We start from the raw sequence: 16,841 nt of genomic DNA, 5'->3' as shown, positions 1-16,841 counted from the left end.
AAAGCCGGCATTACCAGAAGATCCAGAGGGCCAGGCCACCGAAGATGGCCCACTTCACGAGGTAGTACACGCGCTTGTCCCAAGCCTTCAGGCGCTTGCCGATCACGCGGATCTGGTAGATGTACTTGAAGGCGCGGTTGATACCGCCCGTCTTGTCGCCCGCGTCGTTGGGCGAGCTGGCGGCGGCCAGCAGGTTCTTCGCGAACCAGCGGTTCACGGCGCTGGCCCAGCGGTACTTCAGCGGGCGCTCGATGTCGCAGAACAGGATCACGCGGTCGTGGTCGGTCGTGTTCTCGGCGTAGTGGATGAAGGTTTCGTCGAACACCACGGCTTCACCGTCGCGCCAGTGATAGCGCTGGCCGTCCACGTCGATGTAGCAGCCTTCGACACCCGGCGTCCACAGGCCCAGGTGGTAGCGCAACGAACCGGCGAAGGGGTCGCGGTGGCGCACGAGGCGGCTGCCCGGCGGCAGCTCGGCGAACATCGCGGCCTTGATGGTGCCGATGCCCTTGAGCAGCTCTGTGGTGCGCGGGCACAGCACCGCGGCCGAGGGATGCGCCTCGTCGTACCACTTCAGATAGAAGCGCTTCCAGCCGCTCTTGAAGAAGGAGTTGAAGCCCACGTCGTTGAACTGGCTCGACGCCTTGATGCTGCCGCCATTGCGCATGGCCAGCGCTTCTTCGCGGATGACTTCCCAGTTTTCTTCGAGCACGCGCATCTCGGGGAACTGCGCGGGCGACAGGTACGGCGTACCCGGCACCTTCGAGAAAAGGTACATGAAGACGTTCAACGGGGCCAGGAAGGTCGAGTGATCAGAGAGCTGTCTGAAGAAGCGATGCCGCACCTGGCCGCGGAAATGAACGTAGAGCGCACTGAGCGCGAAGATGGCAAGAATGACCCACTTCATTTGGAAAGTGTCCTGTAAACAGCACCGGGTAGTGTAATTCTTTGCACCAAATTGGCCCTGCCCTGGTCCTTTGGCCGTGCGCCGGGCGAGGTTTCAGCTGCAGAGCATTGGCTGCGGCGTATCGGCCATGGCCAGCGGTAGCCGCACGGTGGCCAGCAGGCCGCCGTGCGCGGTTTCACCAAGCGCGACCTCGCCGCAGTGCCGGTCGACCACCGACTTGACGATGGCCAGCCCCAGCCCGCTGCCGCTCTGGCTCTGGTCGGGATTGCGGAAGAAGCGGTCGAACACCCGCTCGCGCAACGCGGGCGGAATGCCGGGCCCCTCGTCTGCCACCGTCAGAAGTGCCTGGGTGCCCTCGCGCGCCACATGCACGACCACCGTACTCCCCGGCGGGCTGTACTTGATGGCGTTGTTGATGAGGTTGTCGATCATCGAGACCAGGCTTTCGCGCTCGCCGAGCACCGGCACGCGGTCTTCGCTCACCAGTTCCAGCTCGACGTTGCGGGCGCTGGCCAGCCCTTCGATCATGGCCAGCCGGTCTTGCACCAGCGCGTCGAGCGACAGCATCACGGGTAGCGCGTTGTCCGAAACCGCGTCGCTGCGCATGAGCTGCAGCAGCTGCCCCACCAGCCGCGCCGCGCGGTCGTTGCTGCGCAGCAGATTGCCCATGAGCTCGCGCTGCTGTTCGTCGGTGCTCTGCTCTTTCAGCGCCTCCACATTCACTCGCATGGCCGCCAGCGGGGTGCGCAGCTCGTGCGCGGCGTCGGCGATCAGGCTGCGCTCGCGCGAAGTGCTGTCGCGCACCCGCTGCAGCAGGCTGTTGATGCTCTGCACCAGCGGCTGCAGTTCCTTGTGCGGCGGCGCGTACGACAGCGGCGTGAGGTCGGCCGGCCCGCGCTCAGCGGTTTCCTGGCTCACCCGGCGCCACGGCCGCAGCGCAAGGCGCACCGACAGCCACGCGGGAAACACCAGAAAAGGCAAGCTGATGACCAGCGGCAGCAGGTAGTAGCCGCGGTACATCACGGTGACCGTCAACCGCCAGACGCTGGGCTCGGCCAGCATCACGCGAACGTCCGAGGTGGGCGAGGCCAGCGTGCGCGCGCGCCACTCGCGGTTGCCCGCCTTCACGGTCTCGACGCGGTTCGGCACGGTATTCAGAATGACAGGCACGGCCGCCGTCGAGCGGTAGATCAATTTGTCGCCCTGCCAGACCTGCAGCACCGGCGAGGTGTCCGAAGCGGCGTCGCCGTCGCCCATGGTTTCGAGCAGCGCAGCCTCGAAGGCGGCCAGGGTTTCCTGTTGCTTGTCGGGCTGGTCGGCCGTGTTCTTCGCGATTGCAATCACCGACTGGAAGATCTTGTCGAACTTCAGCAGCTCGGGGTCGTCGTAGGAGTCGTACAGCAGCAACGCGATGGCCATGGTCCACAGCAAGGCGACCACGCCCATCTGCGCCAGCAGCAGGCGCCGCATCAGGGAAGGTTGTTTCCAGTTCTTCCAGCGCTGCGCCAGCGCCTGCCTCATTTCTGCGTGCTCCGCACGAGCGACTGCACGTCGATCACGTAGCCGATGCCGCGCACCGTTCGGATGTAGCCCTGGCCGATCTTCTTGCGCAGGTTGGAGATATGCACTTCGAGTGAATTGCTGCCGTTGGCCTGGCCACCGGGCAGCACCTGCTCTTCCATCACGCGGCGCGTGACCACGCGGCCGGTGCGCTTGAGCAGCAAGGCCAGCAGGTCGAACTCGCAGCGCGAAAGCTCCACCGGCTCGCCATCGACGATCACGCCGCGCGTGGGCTCGTGCAGCGCCAGGCCGCGCATGCGGATGGTCTCGTCGTTGAAGCCGTAGCTGCGCCGCGCGAGCGCCCGCACGCGCGACAGCAGCTCGGCCAGCGCAAAGGGCTTGACGAGATAGTCGTCCGCGCCGTCGTCCAGGCTGCGCAGCCGGTCGGTCAGCGCGTCGCGAGCGCTCAGCACCAGCACCGGCAATATCTGCCGGTCGCGGCGCAGGCGGAACAGCAGGTCGAGCCCGTCGCCGTCGGGCAGGCCGAGGTCGAGCAGCACCATGTCGAAGGTGCCGCCGTCGAGGGTGCGCAAGGCGTCGTCGAGTCTGCGGACCCACACCACATCCATGCCTTGATTGGCCAGCGCGATGCGCACGCCGTTGCCCAGGTCAAGGTCGTCCTCAACAAGCAAGAGATTCATGAGCCTCCACGTGAACGAACCACTCCGTTTCCGGAATGTGGCCGGAGTATCAGCGACACGCCGGTGAAGCACTTCAGGAAATCTTCATGAATGCCGAAGCAGCCCTTCAGGTGGGGCCCGGACACTGGAGCGACTCCTCACCACACAGAAACGGAACACCGACGTGAATCGATCGCCCACCCTCCTGGCCCCTCGCGACCAGCCGGATCGCAACCGCCTCCGGCGGCGGGACATTCTCCATGCCATGGCACTGACCAGTGCTGCAGGGCTCGCCGCCTGCGGTGGTGGCGGCGGCCGCGGCGGCGTTGGCATCGGGCCCGGCATTGGCACGGATGCCAGTCCTGCTGCTCCCGCCGCTGCCGGCCCAGGTGCCAACCCGGATGCCCCCCCGAACACCAACCCGGGTGTTGGCGATGGAAGCCCAAGGAACGACAGTGGCGAAGGCAAAGTCTCCGTCATCGACCGCCGTATCAAGGTCTCGAGCTCGCCCGAAGTCTCGCTGCAGGTGCGCGACTGGCAGCCGCCCCGCAGCACCGGCCCGGTCTTTGTATTTCTGCCCGGGCTTGGCGCCAACGCGCGCAGCTTCGACGGCCTCGCACCCGCACTGGCCGCCAAGTCGCGCGTGATCGCGATCAGCCGCCGCGGCTACGGCCTCTCGGACAAGCCGCTGCCCGTGAAGACCGCCACGCAGTACTACGAGGTGGACACGCTCGTGGCCGACCTGAAGGCCGTGCTTGACGCCCTCGGCGTACGGCGCGCGGTGCTGGGCGGCCATTCGATCGCAGGCAACGAGCTCACGCGCTTCGCGGGCCTGTATCCCGAACGGACGCAGGGCCTGATCTATCTCGACACGACCTTCGATTACACGGTGGGCGCAGACAGTGGCGGCGAGGACGTACCGACGAACTCACTGCTCGAAGAACCCAAACCGAAGCCGGAGAACGGCCGCTCGCTGCAGGCTGCCATCGCCTTCTCCCGCCGCAATTCGAAGAACTGGTGGCCTGTGCTGGAAGCGAACTTGCGCGACAGCCTCGACATTCATGCCGACGGAAGCGTGAGTCTCAACACACCCAGCGAAGTGAATGACGCCATGGAAACAGCCGCCCACTCGTTCTCGCCCGACTACAAGGCCGTGCGCGCACCTTCGCTGGTCGTGACCGCCCTGCCTGCGGACACCCGCGACATGTTCCCGTGGCTGGAACTGCCGCTCGATGCCAAGACGCAGAAAGATGCCTCGGACTACGTGCGCATGATCCGTAGCGCGGCCATCACGAATTCGAACCGGCTCGTGGCGGCGCTCAACACCCCGAACCGGCTGACCCTCGACAACAGCAACCACACCGACTTCTTCATGGAGCGCGAGGCCGATGTGCTGCGTGCCATCCAGTTCATGACATGGGCTTGAGCCATGCCGATGCCTTTCAAGCGCGCAGCAGCTTGATCAACGCAGCGAGCTCCTCGCCGCCGAGCCCTGCCGCATCGGCCCGCTGGAAGAGTCCCGCGGCGAAGGCCGGAAACTCGGTGTTGATGCCCGACGCCTGCGCCGCCTGCAGGATGCGCTGCGTTGCCTCGACCGAGATGCGCATCGGGCTCTGCGAGATGCTGAAATCTCCCGACTGGATGACGGAGCCCTCGTGCTGAAGAAAACCCGCGAAGGTCGGCATGATGCCCGCGACGATGCGGCCGTATTCCGCCACGTCGAAGCCTTCGTGCTCGGCGATGCGTGCGCCGTGAATGAAGCCGAGCATCGTGCCGTAGATGGTGGAGAGCGTGGCGAGGTCCATGGCCGCCGCGGCGCTCGCCTTCTCGCCCAGGTAGACGATGCCGCCGGCCAGCACCTTCAGCCACGGCTCGGCCTCGTCGAACACGTGCTTTGCGCCGGACACCAGCAGCGGCGTATCGGGCCGGCCCATCTGATCCGGCGCGGCCTGGATCGCGCCTTCGAGATACGCAGCGCCGTGGCGGTGAGCCCAGACCTCTGCATCGCGCGCGTCCTGCGGGCTGCCGGTGGTCAGCTGTATCAGCAGGCGGCCGTCCATGGCGGCCGCGACTCCGTCGAGCGCGAGGATCGCATCGGCGCCCCGGTAGTCGTAGACGCACATCACCGCGACGCGGCTCGCACGCAACGCCTCGCCCGCGCCGCGTGCGAGCACAGCGCCCTTCGCGACCAGCGCATCGGCCTTGCCGGGCGTGCGGTTCCATACCGTGACCTCATAGCCCTGATCGAGATAGAGCTGCGCGATGGTGAAACCCATCGAGCCCAGGCCCAGAACGGAAACTCGCTTGTTGTTCATGACGATTCGACTACTGTCTGTGAAGATGGTCGAATCGTAGAAATTTCGCTTCCATATGGTCAAGTACCTACAATAAAGTCAGGTACTTACCAAAACGTATGTATTGGGTATTTACGGGGCATTCCACGGATAAGAAATGAAATCTAAGAAACCCTACAACTGCGGCATCGGGCCTGCGTTCGACGTCATCGGCGGCAAATGGAAGGCCGTCATCCTCTGGGAGCTGAACGCGCAGGCCTATCGCTTCGGCGAGCTCAAGCGGCTGCTGCCCGACATCAGCGAGAAGATGCTCATCCAGCAGCTGCGCGAACTCGAGACCGACGGCATCGTCCATCGGGAGGTATTCCACGAAGTGCCGCCGCGCGTGGAGTACTCGGCAACCAAGCTGGGCGCCACGCTCAATGCGGCACTCGGGCCGCTGGCCGATTGGGGCGACCGCAATGCCAAGCGCATTGAAACCGCACGCGCGAAAGCCGAAGCGGCCAAGTAGGCCGGCACACCGGGAGCACCGAATGTCGTTGCGGAAGATTTCATCGGCCGTTCTGCTGGCCACGTCGGTGGCGTGGGGCCTCGCGCAGGCGCAGTGCGCGCCCTCGCCCATCTACGCCGGCCCGCCGATGCGCTCGGCGCCCGAAGCTGTATGGCAGAAGGACTTCAAGCGCTCCATCGACGGCGAGTTGCCTGTCGAGCTGCAGAAGGCACTCGGCGACGCGCTCGACAAGATGCTCGCGCACATTCCCGCTGCCAGCGTGGCTGTCGCGATTCCCGGCGAAGGCATCTGGTCCGCCACGCGCGGCCTGGCGCGCAAGGAACCGCCGCAACCCGTCGTGCCCGACCAGCCCTTTCAGGTCGCGAGCACCGCCAAGACCTTCACGGCCGCTGTCGTGCTGCAGCTCGTCGAGGAAGGCAAGCTCAGGCTCGACGACACCATAGACAAGTGGTTTCCCGACGCGCCGAATGCGAAGCTCACAACCATCGAGCAACTGCTGCGCCACACCAGCGGCCTCGTGAGCTTCAACGCGCTACCGTCGCTGGGAGCGGCCTACCGCACGCCCGCCGACGTCATCGCACTCGGCATGTCGCAAAAGCCGCAGTTCTGCCCCGGCACGAATTGGAGCTACACCAACACCGGCTACGCAATGCTCGGCGTGATCGTCGAGAAGGTGGACGGCGCGCCGTTCGCAGACGTGCTCACGAAGCGGCTCATCAAGCCCCTTGCGCTGAAGCACACGGCCATGCGCAAGCCGGGCGTCGAACTGCCCGTCGCCATGGGCCATGCAGCCGGCCGACCAGTCGACGCGCCGGACCAGTACGCCACACCCTACGCCGCAGGCGCGCTGGCATCGACCGCAGGCGATCTCGCGGTGTTCTGGCACGCATTGCTCGCGGGCAAGGTGCTGCCCGGCGAAGCGGTACACCGCATGTTCACCGGCATGCCCGCCATGCTCGGGCCCTATGCCGGGAGCAACGCGTTCTATGGCATGGGCGTGCAGCTCTACGACGTGCCCGACGGCCCCGGGTTGATGCTCGGGCACAGCGGCGGCATCGAGGGCTTCACGAGCATCGTGGCCTACGTGCCGGCCGACGATGTGTACATCGCCGTGTCGTTCAATGAGAAGAAGGTGCCGGCCGAGGCCGGCCTGTGGGCGCTGCTGCGCGCGGTACGCACCTACCGCGTGCTGCATTGACCCAACCCGGTCAGTCCGCCCAGCCGGTCTCGATCTCGGTCTTCACCTCGGTCATGAGCTTGTGCACAGGGCACTTGCCGGCCACGCGCAACAGTTCGTCGCGCTGCGCTTCCGTCAGGTCGCCGCTCAGCCGCAGGCCCGACTTGAGGCGGTAGACGCCCTTGCGCTCTTCGCTGTCGTCGCGGTCGACCACGACCTCGATGTCTTCCACCGGAATGCCCTTGCGCCGCGCATAGATCAGCACCGTGAGCGCCTTGCAGGCCGCGAGCGATGCGTCGTACAGGTCATGCGGCTCGGGGCCGGCGTCGCTGCCGCCACCAGCGGGCGATGCATCGACCGGAATCTCGTGGTTGCGGATCTTCAGGATGTGGCGCGTGCCGGTGGTGCCGTCGCGGTGGATCGAGATCGTCATGCAGGTGTCCTTGGTAGGGAGTTGCGGTTCAGGAGGAAAGCGTCTTCACGTATAGGATGGTCGTGAACCCGCTGTGCCATTCGAGATCGGGGTAGCGGTCGGCCTCGCGGTAGCCGAGCGCGAGGTAGAAGCCCTGGCTCTGCGTGTTGAAGGTGTCGGTTTCGAGCCGCGCGAGCGCCACGCCGTCGGCGCGCATGCCGTCTTCGGCGAAGGCCATCAGGGCACGGGCGATGCCCTTGCGCTGGTGCTCTGCCGGCACGTGCAGCGCATGCACGAAGTCGTGCTCCCAATGGACCATGCCGACCACCTCGCCGTCGATCTCCGCCACGAAGAAGGCGGGGCCCATCTCGTCGATGTAGCCCACGGGCTCGCCGCTCTCCTTGTAGGCCTTCGCGGCCTCGGGCGTGAGCTGCGGCAGCCAGGTGCCGGCGAAGGTGTCGTCGAGGATGGCCTTCACCGCGTCGAAGTCGTCGAGGCGCCAGGGCCGGATGGCGATGTCGGGAATGTCGTGGTTCGTGCTCATCGGTTCAGCGGTCGACGGCCAGCATCAGCGTTTCCTTGATTTCTTCCATCACCACGTAGCTGTGCGACTCGGCCGCCACCGGCAGCTTCTTCAGGATGTCGCCCAGCAGGTGCCGGTACTCGCTCATGCCGCTGAGCCGCGCCTTCACGAGGTAGTCGAAGCTGCCTGACACCAGGTGGCATTCGAGCACCTCGGGCATGTGCAGCAGTTCCTTGCGCACCTTGTCGAACACGTCGCCGGACTTGGCCGAGAGCTTGATCTCGACGAACACCAGCAGCGTCTTGCCCAGCGCCTCGGGCGACACATGCGCGTGGTAGCCGGTGATGACGCCGTCGCGCTCCATGCGCTTCACGCGCTCGGCGCAGGGCGATGCCGACAGGCCGATGTGCTCGGCCAGCTCGGTCATGGAAACACGGCCCTGGCGCTGAAGCAGGTCGAGGATCTTGCGGTCGATTCGGTCGAGTTCGGGCATTTCACTTCGCGCGCGGCTTTGGACGATTGGCGGCAGTGTATTTCACTGCCAAACGTCTAAAAACAATGGAATCCACTGCATTGTGCACTTTAGATTCCACTCATTCCATCTGAATCAGTGAATACACCATGAAAGTCATCGTTCTCGGCGGCGGCGTGATCGGCACCACCACGGCCTACTATCTCGCGCGCTCGGGCGCCGAGGTCACCCTGCTCGACCGGCAGGCCGGCCCCGCCGAGGAAACCAGCTTCGGCAATGCCGGCCAGGTGTCGCCGGGCTACTCCACGCCGTGGGCTGCGCCGGGCATTCCGCTGAAGGCGATCAAGTGGATGTTCAAGAAGCACGCGCCGCTGTCCATTCGCCCCGACGGCACGATGTTCCAGCTGCGCTGGATGGCCGCGATGCTGCGCAACTGCTCGCCCGAGGCCTACGCGGTGAACAAGGAACGCATGATGCGCGTGGCCGAATACAGCCGCGGCTGCCTGCAGCAGCTGCGCGCCGACACCGGCCTGCAGTACGAGCAGCGCACCGGCGGCACGCTGCAGCTGTTTCGCACGCAGGCGCAGCTCGACGCGGTGCAGCGCGACATCGCGGTGCTCGAAGAATGCGGCGTGCCTTACGAACTGCTCGACCGCGATGCGCTCGCCGGCGTCGAGCCCGCGCTGGCTGGCGCGCGCGACCGACTCACAGGCGGCCTGCGCCTGCCCAACGACGAAACCGGCGACTGCCACCTGTTCACGCGCGGCCTTGCAGAAATCGCGCGCGGCCTGGGCGTGGATTTCCGCTTCGGCCAGACCATCGACGGACTGGAGACGGACGGCAATCGCATCACCGGCGTACGCACCACCACCGGCAAGATCCTTACGGCCGACCGCTACGTGATGGCCTTCGGCAGCTACTCGCGCGCCGCCATCGCCTCGCTGGGCCTCGACATCCCGGTGTACCCGGTCAAGGGCTACTCGCTGACCGTGCCGCTGCTCGACGAATCGCTCGCGCCGCAATCGACCGTGCTCGACGAGACCTACAAGGTCGCCGTCACGCGCTTCGACAATCGCATCCGCGTGGGCGGCATGGCCGAACTCGGCGGCTTCGACCTGCGCCTGAACCCCAACCGCCGCGCCACCCTCGAGAAGGTCGTGACCGACCTGTTCCCCGGCGGCGACGTACCGCGCGCCACCTTCTGGACCGGCCTGCGCCCGATGACGCCCGACAGCACGCCCATCGTCGGCGGCACGCGCTACGGCAACCTGTTCCTCAACACGGGCCACGGCACACTGGGCTGGACCATGGCCTGCGGCTCGGGCAAGCTGATCTCCGACATGGTGATGGGGCAGCGGCCGGAGATCCGCACCGACGGTCTTGCGATGGACCGCTACGAACAGGGCTCGTCGCGCGCAACGCGCCCGAACCCGGCAACTGCTCCTGCTTGATGCGGAGGCCGCTCAGGCGGCCTTTGCAATCGGAATCACGGCACTGCTCATGCCGCGATAAACCTCCGCCTCGCCATGCTTCGCAAGCAGCTGCATCAGGTGCTTGCGAATCAGCATGCCGGGCCGGTCCGACTCCATCGAGTACTCCACGCCGCGCCGGCGCGTATCGACCAGCGCATCGGGGTCGGTCGATTCCAGGATGTCTTTGTCCTCGCGCGTCACAGCATCGTCGAAGTCGATCAGCATCTGCGCGGTGCAATCGGCCTCGGTGTCGTTGCGGAACAGCCATTGGCACAGCTGCATGCGACCATCGTCGATGGGCGTGAAGCAGTTGATGATGATGTGGCGCACGCCGCTCGGGTACTCGATGTCGAGCCGGCGCGAGAACGGCAGGAAGTAGGCGTTGCGCATGTGGCGCGTGGTGATCGGGTCGGTCACGCCGCTGATCGCATGGAACTTCACCGGGTTGGTCGCTTCGATGACCGTCTCGGCATAGAAGCCCGATTCGTTTTCCACCAGCTCGTACTTGCTCGGCTTCGGGCTCGCGGCCACGCCGAAGGTGGCGCGGTGCACGAAGCTGAAGTGCGAGTTGTCGAAGGAGTTTTCGAGCGCGCGCATCGGGCTGGTCTGCCACTCTTCGTAGAACTGGAAGATGGTGCGGTAGCCCGGGTCGTCGAATTCGGGAATGGCGGGAATGTCGGCAATGGGCTCTTCGAGCGCCACCCATGCATAGCCATAGCGCGCGGTGCAGCGGTAGGCAGCGGTGCGGTACTCGGGCGAGATCTTGCGATCTGCTTCGTACTGCGGAATGCGGATGACCTGGCCGCTGCGGTCGTACGTCCAGCCGTGGTAGCCGCACTGGATGGCGCCGGTGCCGCAGGCCTGGCCTTCGCTGTCCACGCACCAGCCCTTCGACAGCTTCGCGGTGCGGTGGCAGCAGCGATCGCGCAGCGCAGCGGGCTGGCCGTCGGCATCGATGAAGAGAACGATGTCTTCGCCCAGCAGCCTGAAAGGCTTCGGGCCCTGTGCCAGTTCGGTGAGCGGCATGACGGCATGCCAGAACTTGCGGAAGACGGGTTGTTGGGTAACGAGCATGCGCGGACTCCTTCTTTGTTGCGTGGGGACGAACGTGAAAGAGCAATTTCCTGCCTGGATGCGTGGGGCATCGCGCGGCTGAACGCTTCTACTCTGCGCAACATGCCTTGCAAATTGCGCGCCCGGATTGTGCGCCCGGCCAGGCTGCCCCTCCAAGCCCTCACCCTCAATGCCCGAGCAAAATGCTCGAAAGGGCCCTTGGCATGCGTCGTGCATGACCTGCTGCAAGAGTAGAAGCGTTCAGCAGCGCACGCACCACGAACGTGCGCCCGCCCGGAAATTGCTCTTGAAACGCCTTCTGCCCTGCGCAGGGGGATTCAAGACCCGAAGCTTCCGAGGCCCCACATGCAACGTCGATCCTTCCTCGCGGCCAGTGCCGCCACCCTTGCCGCCCCTGCCGTCTTCGCTCAAGGCAGCAACGGCAAGCTCACCCCGCTAAAGTTCACGCTCGACTTCCGCATCAACGGGCAGACCTCTCCCTTCTTCCTGGCGCTGGCCAAGGGCTACTACAAGGACGAGGGGCTCGACGTGAGCATCGACACCGGCGCCGGCTCGGTCGCCTCCATCACTCGCATTGCCAGCGGCGTCTACCAGCTGGGGCTGGGCGACATCAGCTCGCTGGTCGAGTTCAACGCGCAGAACCCCGGCACGCCGATGGTGCAGGCCGTGTACCAGTACTACAACCGTGCACCGTTCGTGATCATCGGCCGCAAGGACCGCGGCGTGACCGGCGACTTCAAGAGCCTCGCGGGCAAGAAGGTCGCGGCGGCGGCCGTCGAATCGACACGCCGCGCCTGGCCGATGGTCGCGCGCAAGCAAGGCATGCGCGGCGACGCCTTCCAGTGGCAGACCACCGACTTCAGCGCACGCGACAACGTCATGGTGCGCGGCGACGTCGACGCCGCCACCTACTTCCACGACTCGGCCGTGTCGTTGTTCGCGCGCATGAAGCCCGAGGAGCTGTCGGTGCTCAAGTACGCGGACGCGGGCGTCAACCTGTACGGCAACGCCATCCTCGCGAGCAGCAACCTCATCGCGCAGAACCCGAAGGTAGTGGCGGCCTTTCTGCGCGCGAGCAACCGCGCCATCGTCGAGACCTTTGCCAATCCAGCGCCTAGCATCGCGGCCATGCGCCAGCGTGAGCCCATCCTCGACGAGAAGATCGAACTCGAGCGCTGGGGCATCACCGCGCAATACGTGGGCGCGGCCGACACGCGCGGCCACGGTCTTGGCGATATAAAGAAACTCACGCTCGAACAGCAGGTCGACGAAGTGGCCGATGTCTTCGGCCTCAAGGTCAAGCCCGCGTCCGACGCCATCTTCAACACTTCAATGCTTCCATCGCGCAGCGAACGCTCCCTCCCCAAGGCATGAACTCCAACAGCGACAACACCACCACCTATCCCGCCGAAACCACGCTCGACGAACGCGACGGGCGCTACCTGCGCAAGGCCATCGTCTGGTCGCATGCAGCGCGCCGCCGGGGCAACCGGCCCTTCGGCTCGGTCATCGTCTCCGCCGCCGGAGAAGTACTGGCCGAAGCCGGCAACAGCAATGCCGAAACCGGCGACTGCACCGCCCATGCCGAAGTCAACGCACTGCGCGCGCTGGCCGGGCGCAAGCTCTCTCGCGAAGAACTCGCGGGCGCCACGATCTACGCATCGGGCGAGCCCTGCGTGATGTGCGCCGGCGCCATCTTCTGGTCGAACATCGGGCGCGTGGTGTTCGGCATCGATGCCGAGCGGCTGCGCGTGTTTCGTGGCGAGCGGCAAGACCAGCGCGATGCCGAGCTGTCGTGCCGCGACGTGTTCCGCGCCTCGCCGCATCCCATCGAATGCATCGGGCCGGCGCTGATCGACGAAGCGAGTGCGGCCCACGACGGCGCCTGGAAGATCTGAGACACCGCAAGCGAGCGCACTAGACTCGCTGCATGCCCTGGCACGCCCGTCTCCATCTCGCTTACCAACAAGAAGCCGCCCGCACCGTCGCCCGCTTTCGCCATGACGGTCCGCTGCGCATCCTGCAAAGCCTGTACCCCGAGGGCGACACCGTCTGCCACAACGTGCTGGTGCATCCGCCGGGCGGGCTGGTGGGCGGCGACACGCTCGACATCGACATCGAGGCCGCCGACGGCAGTCACGGACTGATCACCACGCCCGGCGCCTCGCGCTTCTACCGCTCCGAAGGCGAGCTGGCGCTGCAGCGCACGCGCATCCGCCTCGCGGCCGGCGCGCGGCTCGAATGGCTGCCGCTCGAAGCCATCTGCTACAGCGGCTGCCAGGCGGAGAACCGGCTCTCCATCGAGGTCGCGCCCGGCGCCGAGCTGATCGGCTGGGACGTCACCGCGCTCGGCCTGCCGAACGCCAACCAGCCCTTCGAGCGCGGCACCTACCTGCAGCACATCGAGGTGCCCGGCGTGTGGCTGGAGCGCGGGCGCATCGACGCGGCCGACCACCGGCTGCTGCAAAGCCCCATCGGCCTCGGCGGCCACCGCTGCATGGCCTCGCTGTTCTTCGTGGCTGGCTCGCCGGTGGCGCGCGCCCGGCGCGATGCCTTGCTTGCACAAGCCCGCACGCTGCTCGAAGCAAGCCCGCTGTTCGACAGCGCCGGCGCCACCAGCCCGCACCCCGAAGTGGTCGTGCTGCGGGTTCTGGCACCCGTGGTCGAGCCCGCGATGCAGCTGCTGCGCCAGGTCTGGCAGGCATGGCGCAGCGAGCTGTGGCAGCTGCCCGCGGCCACGCCGCGCATCTGGGCGACCTGAGGCCGATCTCCCCCGATCCCCCGCGCCGAGGGGCGAATCTGTAGGCACTGTCTGACGGACAGCCGCGTTGCAAAGGCGCAACCTGATTCTTTTGCCCAGCGGATGACGAGGATCGGCCATGTCTCCTGACGACACTCCCGACGCGAACACGCAGCTTCACCGGCACCTGGCGCGGTTCAACGCCGAGCGACTCAGGCTCGGCAGCCCCTCGCCCGAGTGGCAGGACGACCTTGCCCGCGAGCATGCGTGCCGGCTGCTCGAAGGCAAATACCTCGGAGCCCTGCGCGCTTCGGTGCAGGCGGCAGCGGCATCGGCCGGCAACGCGGGCCACTTCATCGGCTGGTTCGAATCGCTGGCGCACACCGGCCCCGGCCAGCATCACCCGCTGTTCGACTGGCTGGCCGACGAGGCCACGCTGCCGCAGATGCGCTGGTTCCTCACACAGGAGGCCGCGGGAGAAGCCGGCTTCGAAGACCTGCTGGCCTACACCCAGGTCAAGCTGCCGCCACAGCCCAAGCTGGAATGCGCGCGCAACTTCTGGGACGAGATGGGGCACGGCAAGCAAAGCGCCATGCACGGCCAGATGCTGGAGCACATGGTGCGCGAGCTCGACCTGCACCCGGCCATCGACACCACCGTGTGGGAGTCGCTCGCGCTCGCCAACACCATGGTCGGGCTGGCGACCACGCGCCGCTACGGCTACCACTCCATAGGCGCGCTCGGCGTCATCGAGCTCACGGCGCCCGGGCGCGTGAAGCAAGTGGCGGCCGGCATGCGCCGCCTGGGCCTGAGCGGCCGCGCGCGCGCCTACTTCGACCTGCATGCGGCGCTCGACGTGTCGCATTCGCGCGCATGGAACCGCGAAGTGATCCGGCCGCTGGTCGAGGCCGATCCGGCCTGCGGGCAGTTCATCGCCGAAGGCGCGCTGATGCGCCTTGTCTGCGGCGAACGCTGCTTCGAGCGCTACACCGCCGAACTGCGGCACGCCGAGGAGGCCACCGCATGCTGAACGCGGCCGGCGTGCTGCGCCAGGTGGCGGCCACGGGCTACCGATTCACCACGGTCACCCCGCTGACCCACCAGCGCGTGCTCGCGCGGCGCGGGCGCGAGCCGGGCGCGACGCTGCGAGACATCTTCGGCTGGAACCTGTCGTTCGAAGCGCGCGCGGTGCCGCCGGAATTGCTGGCCGACATGGAGCGTGCCGGCATCGTGCGGCACACGGGCTCGCTGCTGCGCAGCACCGTGCGCATCGCCAGCCTGGGCGACGACCTGTTCTTTCATTCGGCCTATCCGACGGTCGAGGAGAACGCGGTGTTCTTCGGGCCGGACACCAGCCGCTTCGCGCGCTTTCTCCACCACGCGCTCGCCCGGCGCAAGGCGCAGCCTCATGTGCGCGTGCTGGACGTGGGTTGCGGCAGCGGCGCGGGCGGCATCGCGGTGGCGCGTGGGCTGGCGGCCATGGGCACGCAGGCGACCGTCGTGATGAACGACATCAACCCGCTTGCGCTGCAGTACACGGCCATCAATGCGGAAGTGGCCGGCATTCCCGTCACGCTCGCGCAAGGCGATGCGCTGTCGGCGGTCGAGGGCGAATTCGATCTCATCGTGTCGAACCCGCCTTACCTCGACGACGGCGCGCAGCGCGCCTACCGCCACGGCGGCACGCGGCTCGGGCGAGCGCTCAGCGTGCGCATCGCGGCCGAGTCGCTGAAGCGGCTGGCGCCGGGCGGGCAACTGCTGCTCTACACAGGCGTGGCCATGGTCGATGGCGAAGACCCGTTCCTTGCCGAACTGCAGCCCCTGCTCGCAGCACCCGGCTTCGACAGGTCGTATGCCGAGATCGACCCCGATGTGTTCGGCGAGGAGCTGGAGCGGCCGGTGTATGCGCACATCGATCGCATCGCCGCAGTCGGCCTCATTGCCACCCGCGCAACGGAGGCCGCGTGATGGCCGCCGGGCTCGACTTCGGCGTGGACACCGGCCGGCTGGCCGTGGTGCGCGAATGCAGCGTGCTGGAGCGCATGCCCAAGTGGCTCATCTGCGTTCCGCTGGTGATGCAGTGGCTGTGGCTGTCGCTGCGCTACGGCGGCGCCACCGTGCCATCGGCGGCCAACCCGCACCTCACTTCCGGCGGGCTGGTGGGCGAAGGCAAGCTCGAATACTTCCGCGGCATGGGGGCGCTGGCGCGCTCGGTCACGGCCGACTACTGCGCGGTGTTCAACGACGGCACGGCAACCGAAGACTCGCTGCGGCACACCATGGCCAACGGCGGCCTCGCGTTTCCAGTGGTCGCCAAGCCCGACCTCGGCCTGTGCGGCTACGGCGTGCGCCTGCTGTCCGACATGGCAGCGCTGCTGGCCTACCTGGCCGTCTTTCCTCGCGGTGAAACGGTCGTGCTGCAGCGCTACCTGCCACAGGAAGGCGAGGCCGGCATCTTCTATGCGCGCGACCCCGACACTGGCAAAGGCCGCATCATCGGCCTGGCGCTGCGCTACTTCCCGCGCGTGACGGGCGACGGTCGCAGCACCGTGGCACAACTCGTGGCGGCCGACGCGCGCGCCCGCCGCATCGCGCGCTCGCCGCGCCACGAATGCAGCGTGCCGCCCGACAGCGTGCCCGCGGCCGGCCAGCAGGTGCGGCTGGCCACCATCGGCTCGACCCGCGTGGGCGGCCTCTATCGCGACGGCGCGGCGCTCATCACGCCCGAGCTCGTGCGCGCCATCGACGCCATCGCGCGCGACATGCCCGACTTCCGTTTCGGGCGCTTCGACGTGCGCTACCAGAGCCTGCGCGAACTCGGCGCCGGGCGCGGCTTCACCATCATGGAAATCAACGGCGCAGGCTCCGAAGCCATCGAGGCCTGGGACCCCGACACCGGCGTGGTGCAAGGCTTTCGCATGGTCTTCGCCAAGCAACGGCTGCTGTTCGCCATTGGCGCGGCGCAGCGCAAGGCCGGCGTGCGGCCCATCGGCCTGCTCGCGCTCGCACGGCTCAATCGGCGGCAGAACCGCCTGGTCGACCGCTACCCGCCCTCCAACTGAGTGAATTGCCGCACGCA

The 16,841-nt window shown here is 66.8% G+C and carries 18 protein-coding genes; 10 read left to right on the top strand and 8 right to left on the bottom strand.

Annotation, left to right across the window (positions count from 1 at the left end):
- Positions 1 to 10 precede the first annotated feature (10 nt).
- The 3 genes from lpxO to AC07O3_RS16590 form a co-directional block, all read right to left on the bottom strand.
- Entirely contained in the window at positions 11 to 907 is an 897-nt protein-coding gene (lpxO, locus tag AC07O3_RS16600) for a lipid A hydroxylase LpxO (protein WP_093058112.1), read from the bottom strand.
- Positions 908 to 1,000: 93 nt separating this feature from the next.
- Positions 1,001 to 2,428 (bottom strand): sensor histidine kinase, encoded by a 1,428-nt coding sequence (locus tag AC07O3_RS16595; protein WP_495339835.1) that lies wholly within the window; start codon positions 2,426 to 2,428, stop codon positions 1,001 to 1,003.
- Positions 2,425 to 3,108 carry a response regulator gene (locus AC07O3_RS16590; RefSeq protein WP_093058110.1) on the bottom strand — a complete coding sequence of 228 codons (684 nt, stop codon included), beginning with the start codon at positions 3,106 to 3,108 and terminating at the stop codon, positions 2,425 to 2,427. The genes AC07O3_RS16595 and AC07O3_RS16590 overlap by 4 nt, the downstream gene beginning before the upstream one ends.
- A 244-nt stretch (positions 3,109 to 3,352) precedes the next feature.
- Here AC07O3_RS16590 and AC07O3_RS16585 point away from each other — a divergent pair, with 244 nt between their 5' ends.
- Positions 3,353 to 4,513 (top strand): alpha/beta fold hydrolase, encoded by a 1,161-nt coding sequence (locus AC07O3_RS16585; RefSeq protein ID WP_495339834.1) that lies wholly within the window; start codon positions 3,353 to 3,355, stop codon positions 4,511 to 4,513.
- Between the two features lie 16 nt (positions 4,514 to 4,529).
- Here the strand turns inward: AC07O3_RS16585 and AC07O3_RS16580 are convergent, their stop codons facing one another.
- Positions 4,530 to 5,402: an NAD(P)-dependent oxidoreductase gene (locus tag AC07O3_RS16580; protein ID WP_489017612.1), complete on the bottom strand. Its 873-nt coding sequence runs from the start codon at positions 5,400 to 5,402 to the stop codon at positions 4,530 to 4,532.
- Positions 5,403 to 5,538: 136 nt separating this feature from the next.
- On the opposite strand from AC07O3_RS16580, the gene AC07O3_RS16575 reads away from it, so the two are divergent.
- Together AC07O3_RS16575 and AC07O3_RS16570 are read left to right on the top strand one after the other, a co-directional pair.
- Complete coding sequence (locus tag AC07O3_RS16575; protein WP_093058107.1) at positions 5,539 to 5,892, top strand: winged helix-turn-helix transcriptional regulator; 354 nt, start codon at positions 5,539 to 5,541, stop codon at positions 5,890 to 5,892.
- Between the two features lie 22 nt (positions 5,893 to 5,914).
- Positions 5,915 to 7,090 carry a serine hydrolase domain-containing protein gene (locus tag AC07O3_RS16570; RefSeq protein WP_495339833.1) on the top strand — a complete coding sequence of 392 codons (1,176 nt, stop codon included), beginning with the start codon at positions 5,915 to 5,917 and terminating at the stop codon, positions 7,088 to 7,090.
- Positions 7,091 to 7,100: 10 nt separating this feature from the next.
- Here AC07O3_RS16570 and AC07O3_RS16565 read toward each other — a convergent pair whose 3' ends face one another.
- From AC07O3_RS16565 to AC07O3_RS16555, 3 genes are read right to left on the bottom strand one after another with little or no spacing between them, the layout of a single operon-like run.
- A complete protein-coding gene (locus tag AC07O3_RS16565; protein WP_093178054.1) occupies positions 7,101 to 7,502 on the bottom strand; it encodes an OsmC family protein in 402 nt (133 codons plus the stop codon).
- Positions 7,503 to 7,530: 28 nt separating this feature from the next.
- The gene (locus AC07O3_RS16560) at positions 7,531 to 8,025 is read right to left on the bottom strand and encodes a GNAT family N-acetyltransferase (protein WP_093080611.1); all 495 of its coding nucleotides are present in this window, start codon (positions 8,023 to 8,025) and stop codon (positions 7,531 to 7,533) included.
- Positions 8,026 to 8,029: 4 nt separating this feature from the next.
- Positions 8,030 to 8,497 carry an Lrp/AsnC ligand binding domain-containing protein gene (locus tag AC07O3_RS16555; RefSeq protein ID WP_093058103.1) on the bottom strand — a complete coding sequence of 156 codons (468 nt, stop codon included), beginning with the start codon at positions 8,495 to 8,497 and terminating at the stop codon, positions 8,030 to 8,032.
- 128 nt (positions 8,498 to 8,625) lie between these two features.
- On the opposite strand from AC07O3_RS16555, the gene AC07O3_RS16550 reads away from it, so the two are divergent.
- The gene (locus tag AC07O3_RS16550; protein WP_354339233.1) at positions 8,626 to 9,927 is read left to right on the top strand and encodes a D-amino acid dehydrogenase; all 1,302 of its coding nucleotides are present in this window, start codon (positions 8,626 to 8,628) and stop codon (positions 9,925 to 9,927) included.
- Positions 9,928 to 9,939: 12 nt separating this feature from the next.
- Here AC07O3_RS16550 and AC07O3_RS16545 read toward each other — a convergent pair whose 3' ends face one another.
- Positions 9,940 to 11,022: an aromatic ring-hydroxylating dioxygenase subunit alpha gene (locus AC07O3_RS16545; RefSeq protein ID WP_093058101.1), complete on the bottom strand. Its 1,083-nt coding sequence runs from the start codon at positions 11,020 to 11,022 to the stop codon at positions 9,940 to 9,942.
- A gap of 345 nt (positions 11,023 to 11,367) precedes the next feature.
- Here AC07O3_RS16545 and AC07O3_RS16540 point away from each other — a divergent pair, with 345 nt between their 5' ends.
- The 6 genes from AC07O3_RS16540 to AC07O3_RS16515 all read left to right on the top strand — a co-directional run bounded on the left by AC07O3_RS16540 (position 11,368) and on the right by AC07O3_RS16515 (position 16,824).
- On the top strand, positions 11,368 to 12,396 hold the full coding sequence (locus tag AC07O3_RS16540; protein ID WP_093080619.1) for an ABC transporter substrate-binding protein: 1,029 nt from the start codon (positions 11,368 to 11,370) through the stop codon (positions 12,394 to 12,396).
- Positions 12,393 to 12,920, top strand: coding sequence for a nucleoside deaminase (locus tag AC07O3_RS16535; protein ID WP_489017623.1), 528 nt, complete (start codon positions 12,393 to 12,395; stop codon positions 12,918 to 12,920). The genes AC07O3_RS16540 and AC07O3_RS16535 overlap by 4 nt, the downstream gene beginning before the upstream one ends.
- Before the next feature lie 32 nt (positions 12,921 to 12,952).
- Positions 12,953 to 13,783 carry an urease accessory protein UreD gene (locus tag AC07O3_RS16530; protein ID WP_097198430.1) on the top strand — a complete coding sequence of 277 codons (831 nt, stop codon included), beginning with the start codon at positions 12,953 to 12,955 and terminating at the stop codon, positions 13,781 to 13,783.
- 118 nt (positions 13,784 to 13,901) lie between these two features.
- On the top strand, positions 13,902 to 14,792 hold the full coding sequence (locus AC07O3_RS16525) for an iron-containing redox enzyme family protein (protein ID WP_495339832.1): 891 nt from the start codon (positions 13,902 to 13,904) through the stop codon (positions 14,790 to 14,792).
- Positions 14,786 to 15,730, top strand: a complete 945-nt coding sequence (locus AC07O3_RS16520) for a methyltransferase (RefSeq protein ID WP_495339831.1) — start codon at positions 14,786 to 14,788, stop codon at positions 15,728 to 15,730. Before AC07O3_RS16525 ends, AC07O3_RS16520 begins: the two co-directional genes overlap by 7 nt.
- Positions 15,730 to 16,824: a hypothetical protein gene (locus AC07O3_RS16515; RefSeq protein ID WP_495339830.1), complete on the top strand. Its 1,095-nt coding sequence runs from the start codon at positions 15,730 to 15,732 to the stop codon at positions 16,822 to 16,824. The genes AC07O3_RS16520 and AC07O3_RS16515 overlap by 1 nt, the downstream gene beginning before the upstream one ends.
- Positions 16,825 to 16,841 lie beyond the last annotated feature (17 nt).

Source organism: Variovorax sp. GW821-FHT09D05 (assembly GCF_059416325.1).
The sequence above is the reverse complement of the archived record's forward strand: the minus strand, read 5'-3'. Positions and strand labels throughout refer to the sequence as shown.

Coding starts and splice junctions, on each gene's coding strand:
- lpxO (WP_093058112.1), bottom strand. CDS start 907: ATGAAGTGGGTCATTCTTGCCATCTTCGCGCTCAGTGCGCTCTACGTT.
- AC07O3_RS16595 (WP_495339835.1), bottom strand. CDS start 2,428: ATGAGGCAGGCGCTGGCGCAGCGCTGGAAGAACTGGAAACAACCTTCC.
- AC07O3_RS16590 (WP_093058110.1), bottom strand. CDS start 3,108: ATGAATCTCTTGCTTGTTGAGGACGACCTTGACCTGGGCAACGGCGTG.
- AC07O3_RS16585 (WP_495339834.1), top strand. CDS start 3,353: ATGGCACTGACCAGTGCTGCAGGGCTCGCCGCCTGCGGTGGTGGCGGC.
- AC07O3_RS16580 (WP_489017612.1), bottom strand. CDS start 5,402: ATGAACAACAAGCGAGTTTCCGTTCTGGGCCTGGGCTCGATGGGTTTC.
- AC07O3_RS16575 (WP_093058107.1), top strand. CDS start 5,539: ATGAAATCTAAGAAACCCTACAACTGCGGCATCGGGCCTGCGTTCGAC.
- AC07O3_RS16570 (WP_495339833.1), top strand. CDS start 5,915: ATGTCGTTGCGGAAGATTTCATCGGCCGTTCTGCTGGCCACGTCGGTG.
- AC07O3_RS16565 (WP_093178054.1), bottom strand. CDS start 7,502: ATGACGATCTCGATCCACCGCGACGGCACCACCGGCACGCGCCACATC.
- AC07O3_RS16560 (WP_093080611.1), bottom strand. CDS start 8,025: ATGAGCACGAACCACGACATTCCCGACATCGCCATCCGGCCCTGGCGC.
- AC07O3_RS16555 (WP_093058103.1), bottom strand. CDS start 8,497: ATGCCCGAACTCGACCGAATCGACCGCAAGATCCTCGACCTGCTTCAG.
- AC07O3_RS16550 (WP_354339233.1), top strand. CDS start 8,626: ATGAAAGTCATCGTTCTCGGCGGCGGCGTGATCGGCACCACCACGGCC.
- AC07O3_RS16545 (WP_093058101.1), bottom strand. CDS start 11,022: ATGCTCGTTACCCAACAACCCGTCTTCCGCAAGTTCTGGCATGCCGTC.
- AC07O3_RS16540 (WP_093080619.1), top strand. CDS start 11,368: ATGCAACGTCGATCCTTCCTCGCGGCCAGTGCCGCCACCCTTGCCGCC.
- AC07O3_RS16535 (WP_489017623.1), top strand. CDS start 12,393: ATGAACTCCAACAGCGACAACACCACCACCTATCCCGCCGAAACCACG.
- AC07O3_RS16530 (WP_097198430.1), top strand. CDS start 12,953: ATGCCCTGGCACGCCCGTCTCCATCTCGCTTACCAACAAGAAGCCGCC.
- AC07O3_RS16525 (WP_495339832.1), top strand. CDS start 13,902: ATGTCTCCTGACGACACTCCCGACGCGAACACGCAGCTTCACCGGCAC.
- AC07O3_RS16520 (WP_495339831.1), top strand. CDS start 14,786: ATGCTGAACGCGGCCGGCGTGCTGCGCCAGGTGGCGGCCACGGGCTAC.
- AC07O3_RS16515 (WP_495339830.1), top strand. CDS start 15,730: ATGGCCGCCGGGCTCGACTTCGGCGTGGACACCGGCCGGCTGGCCGTG.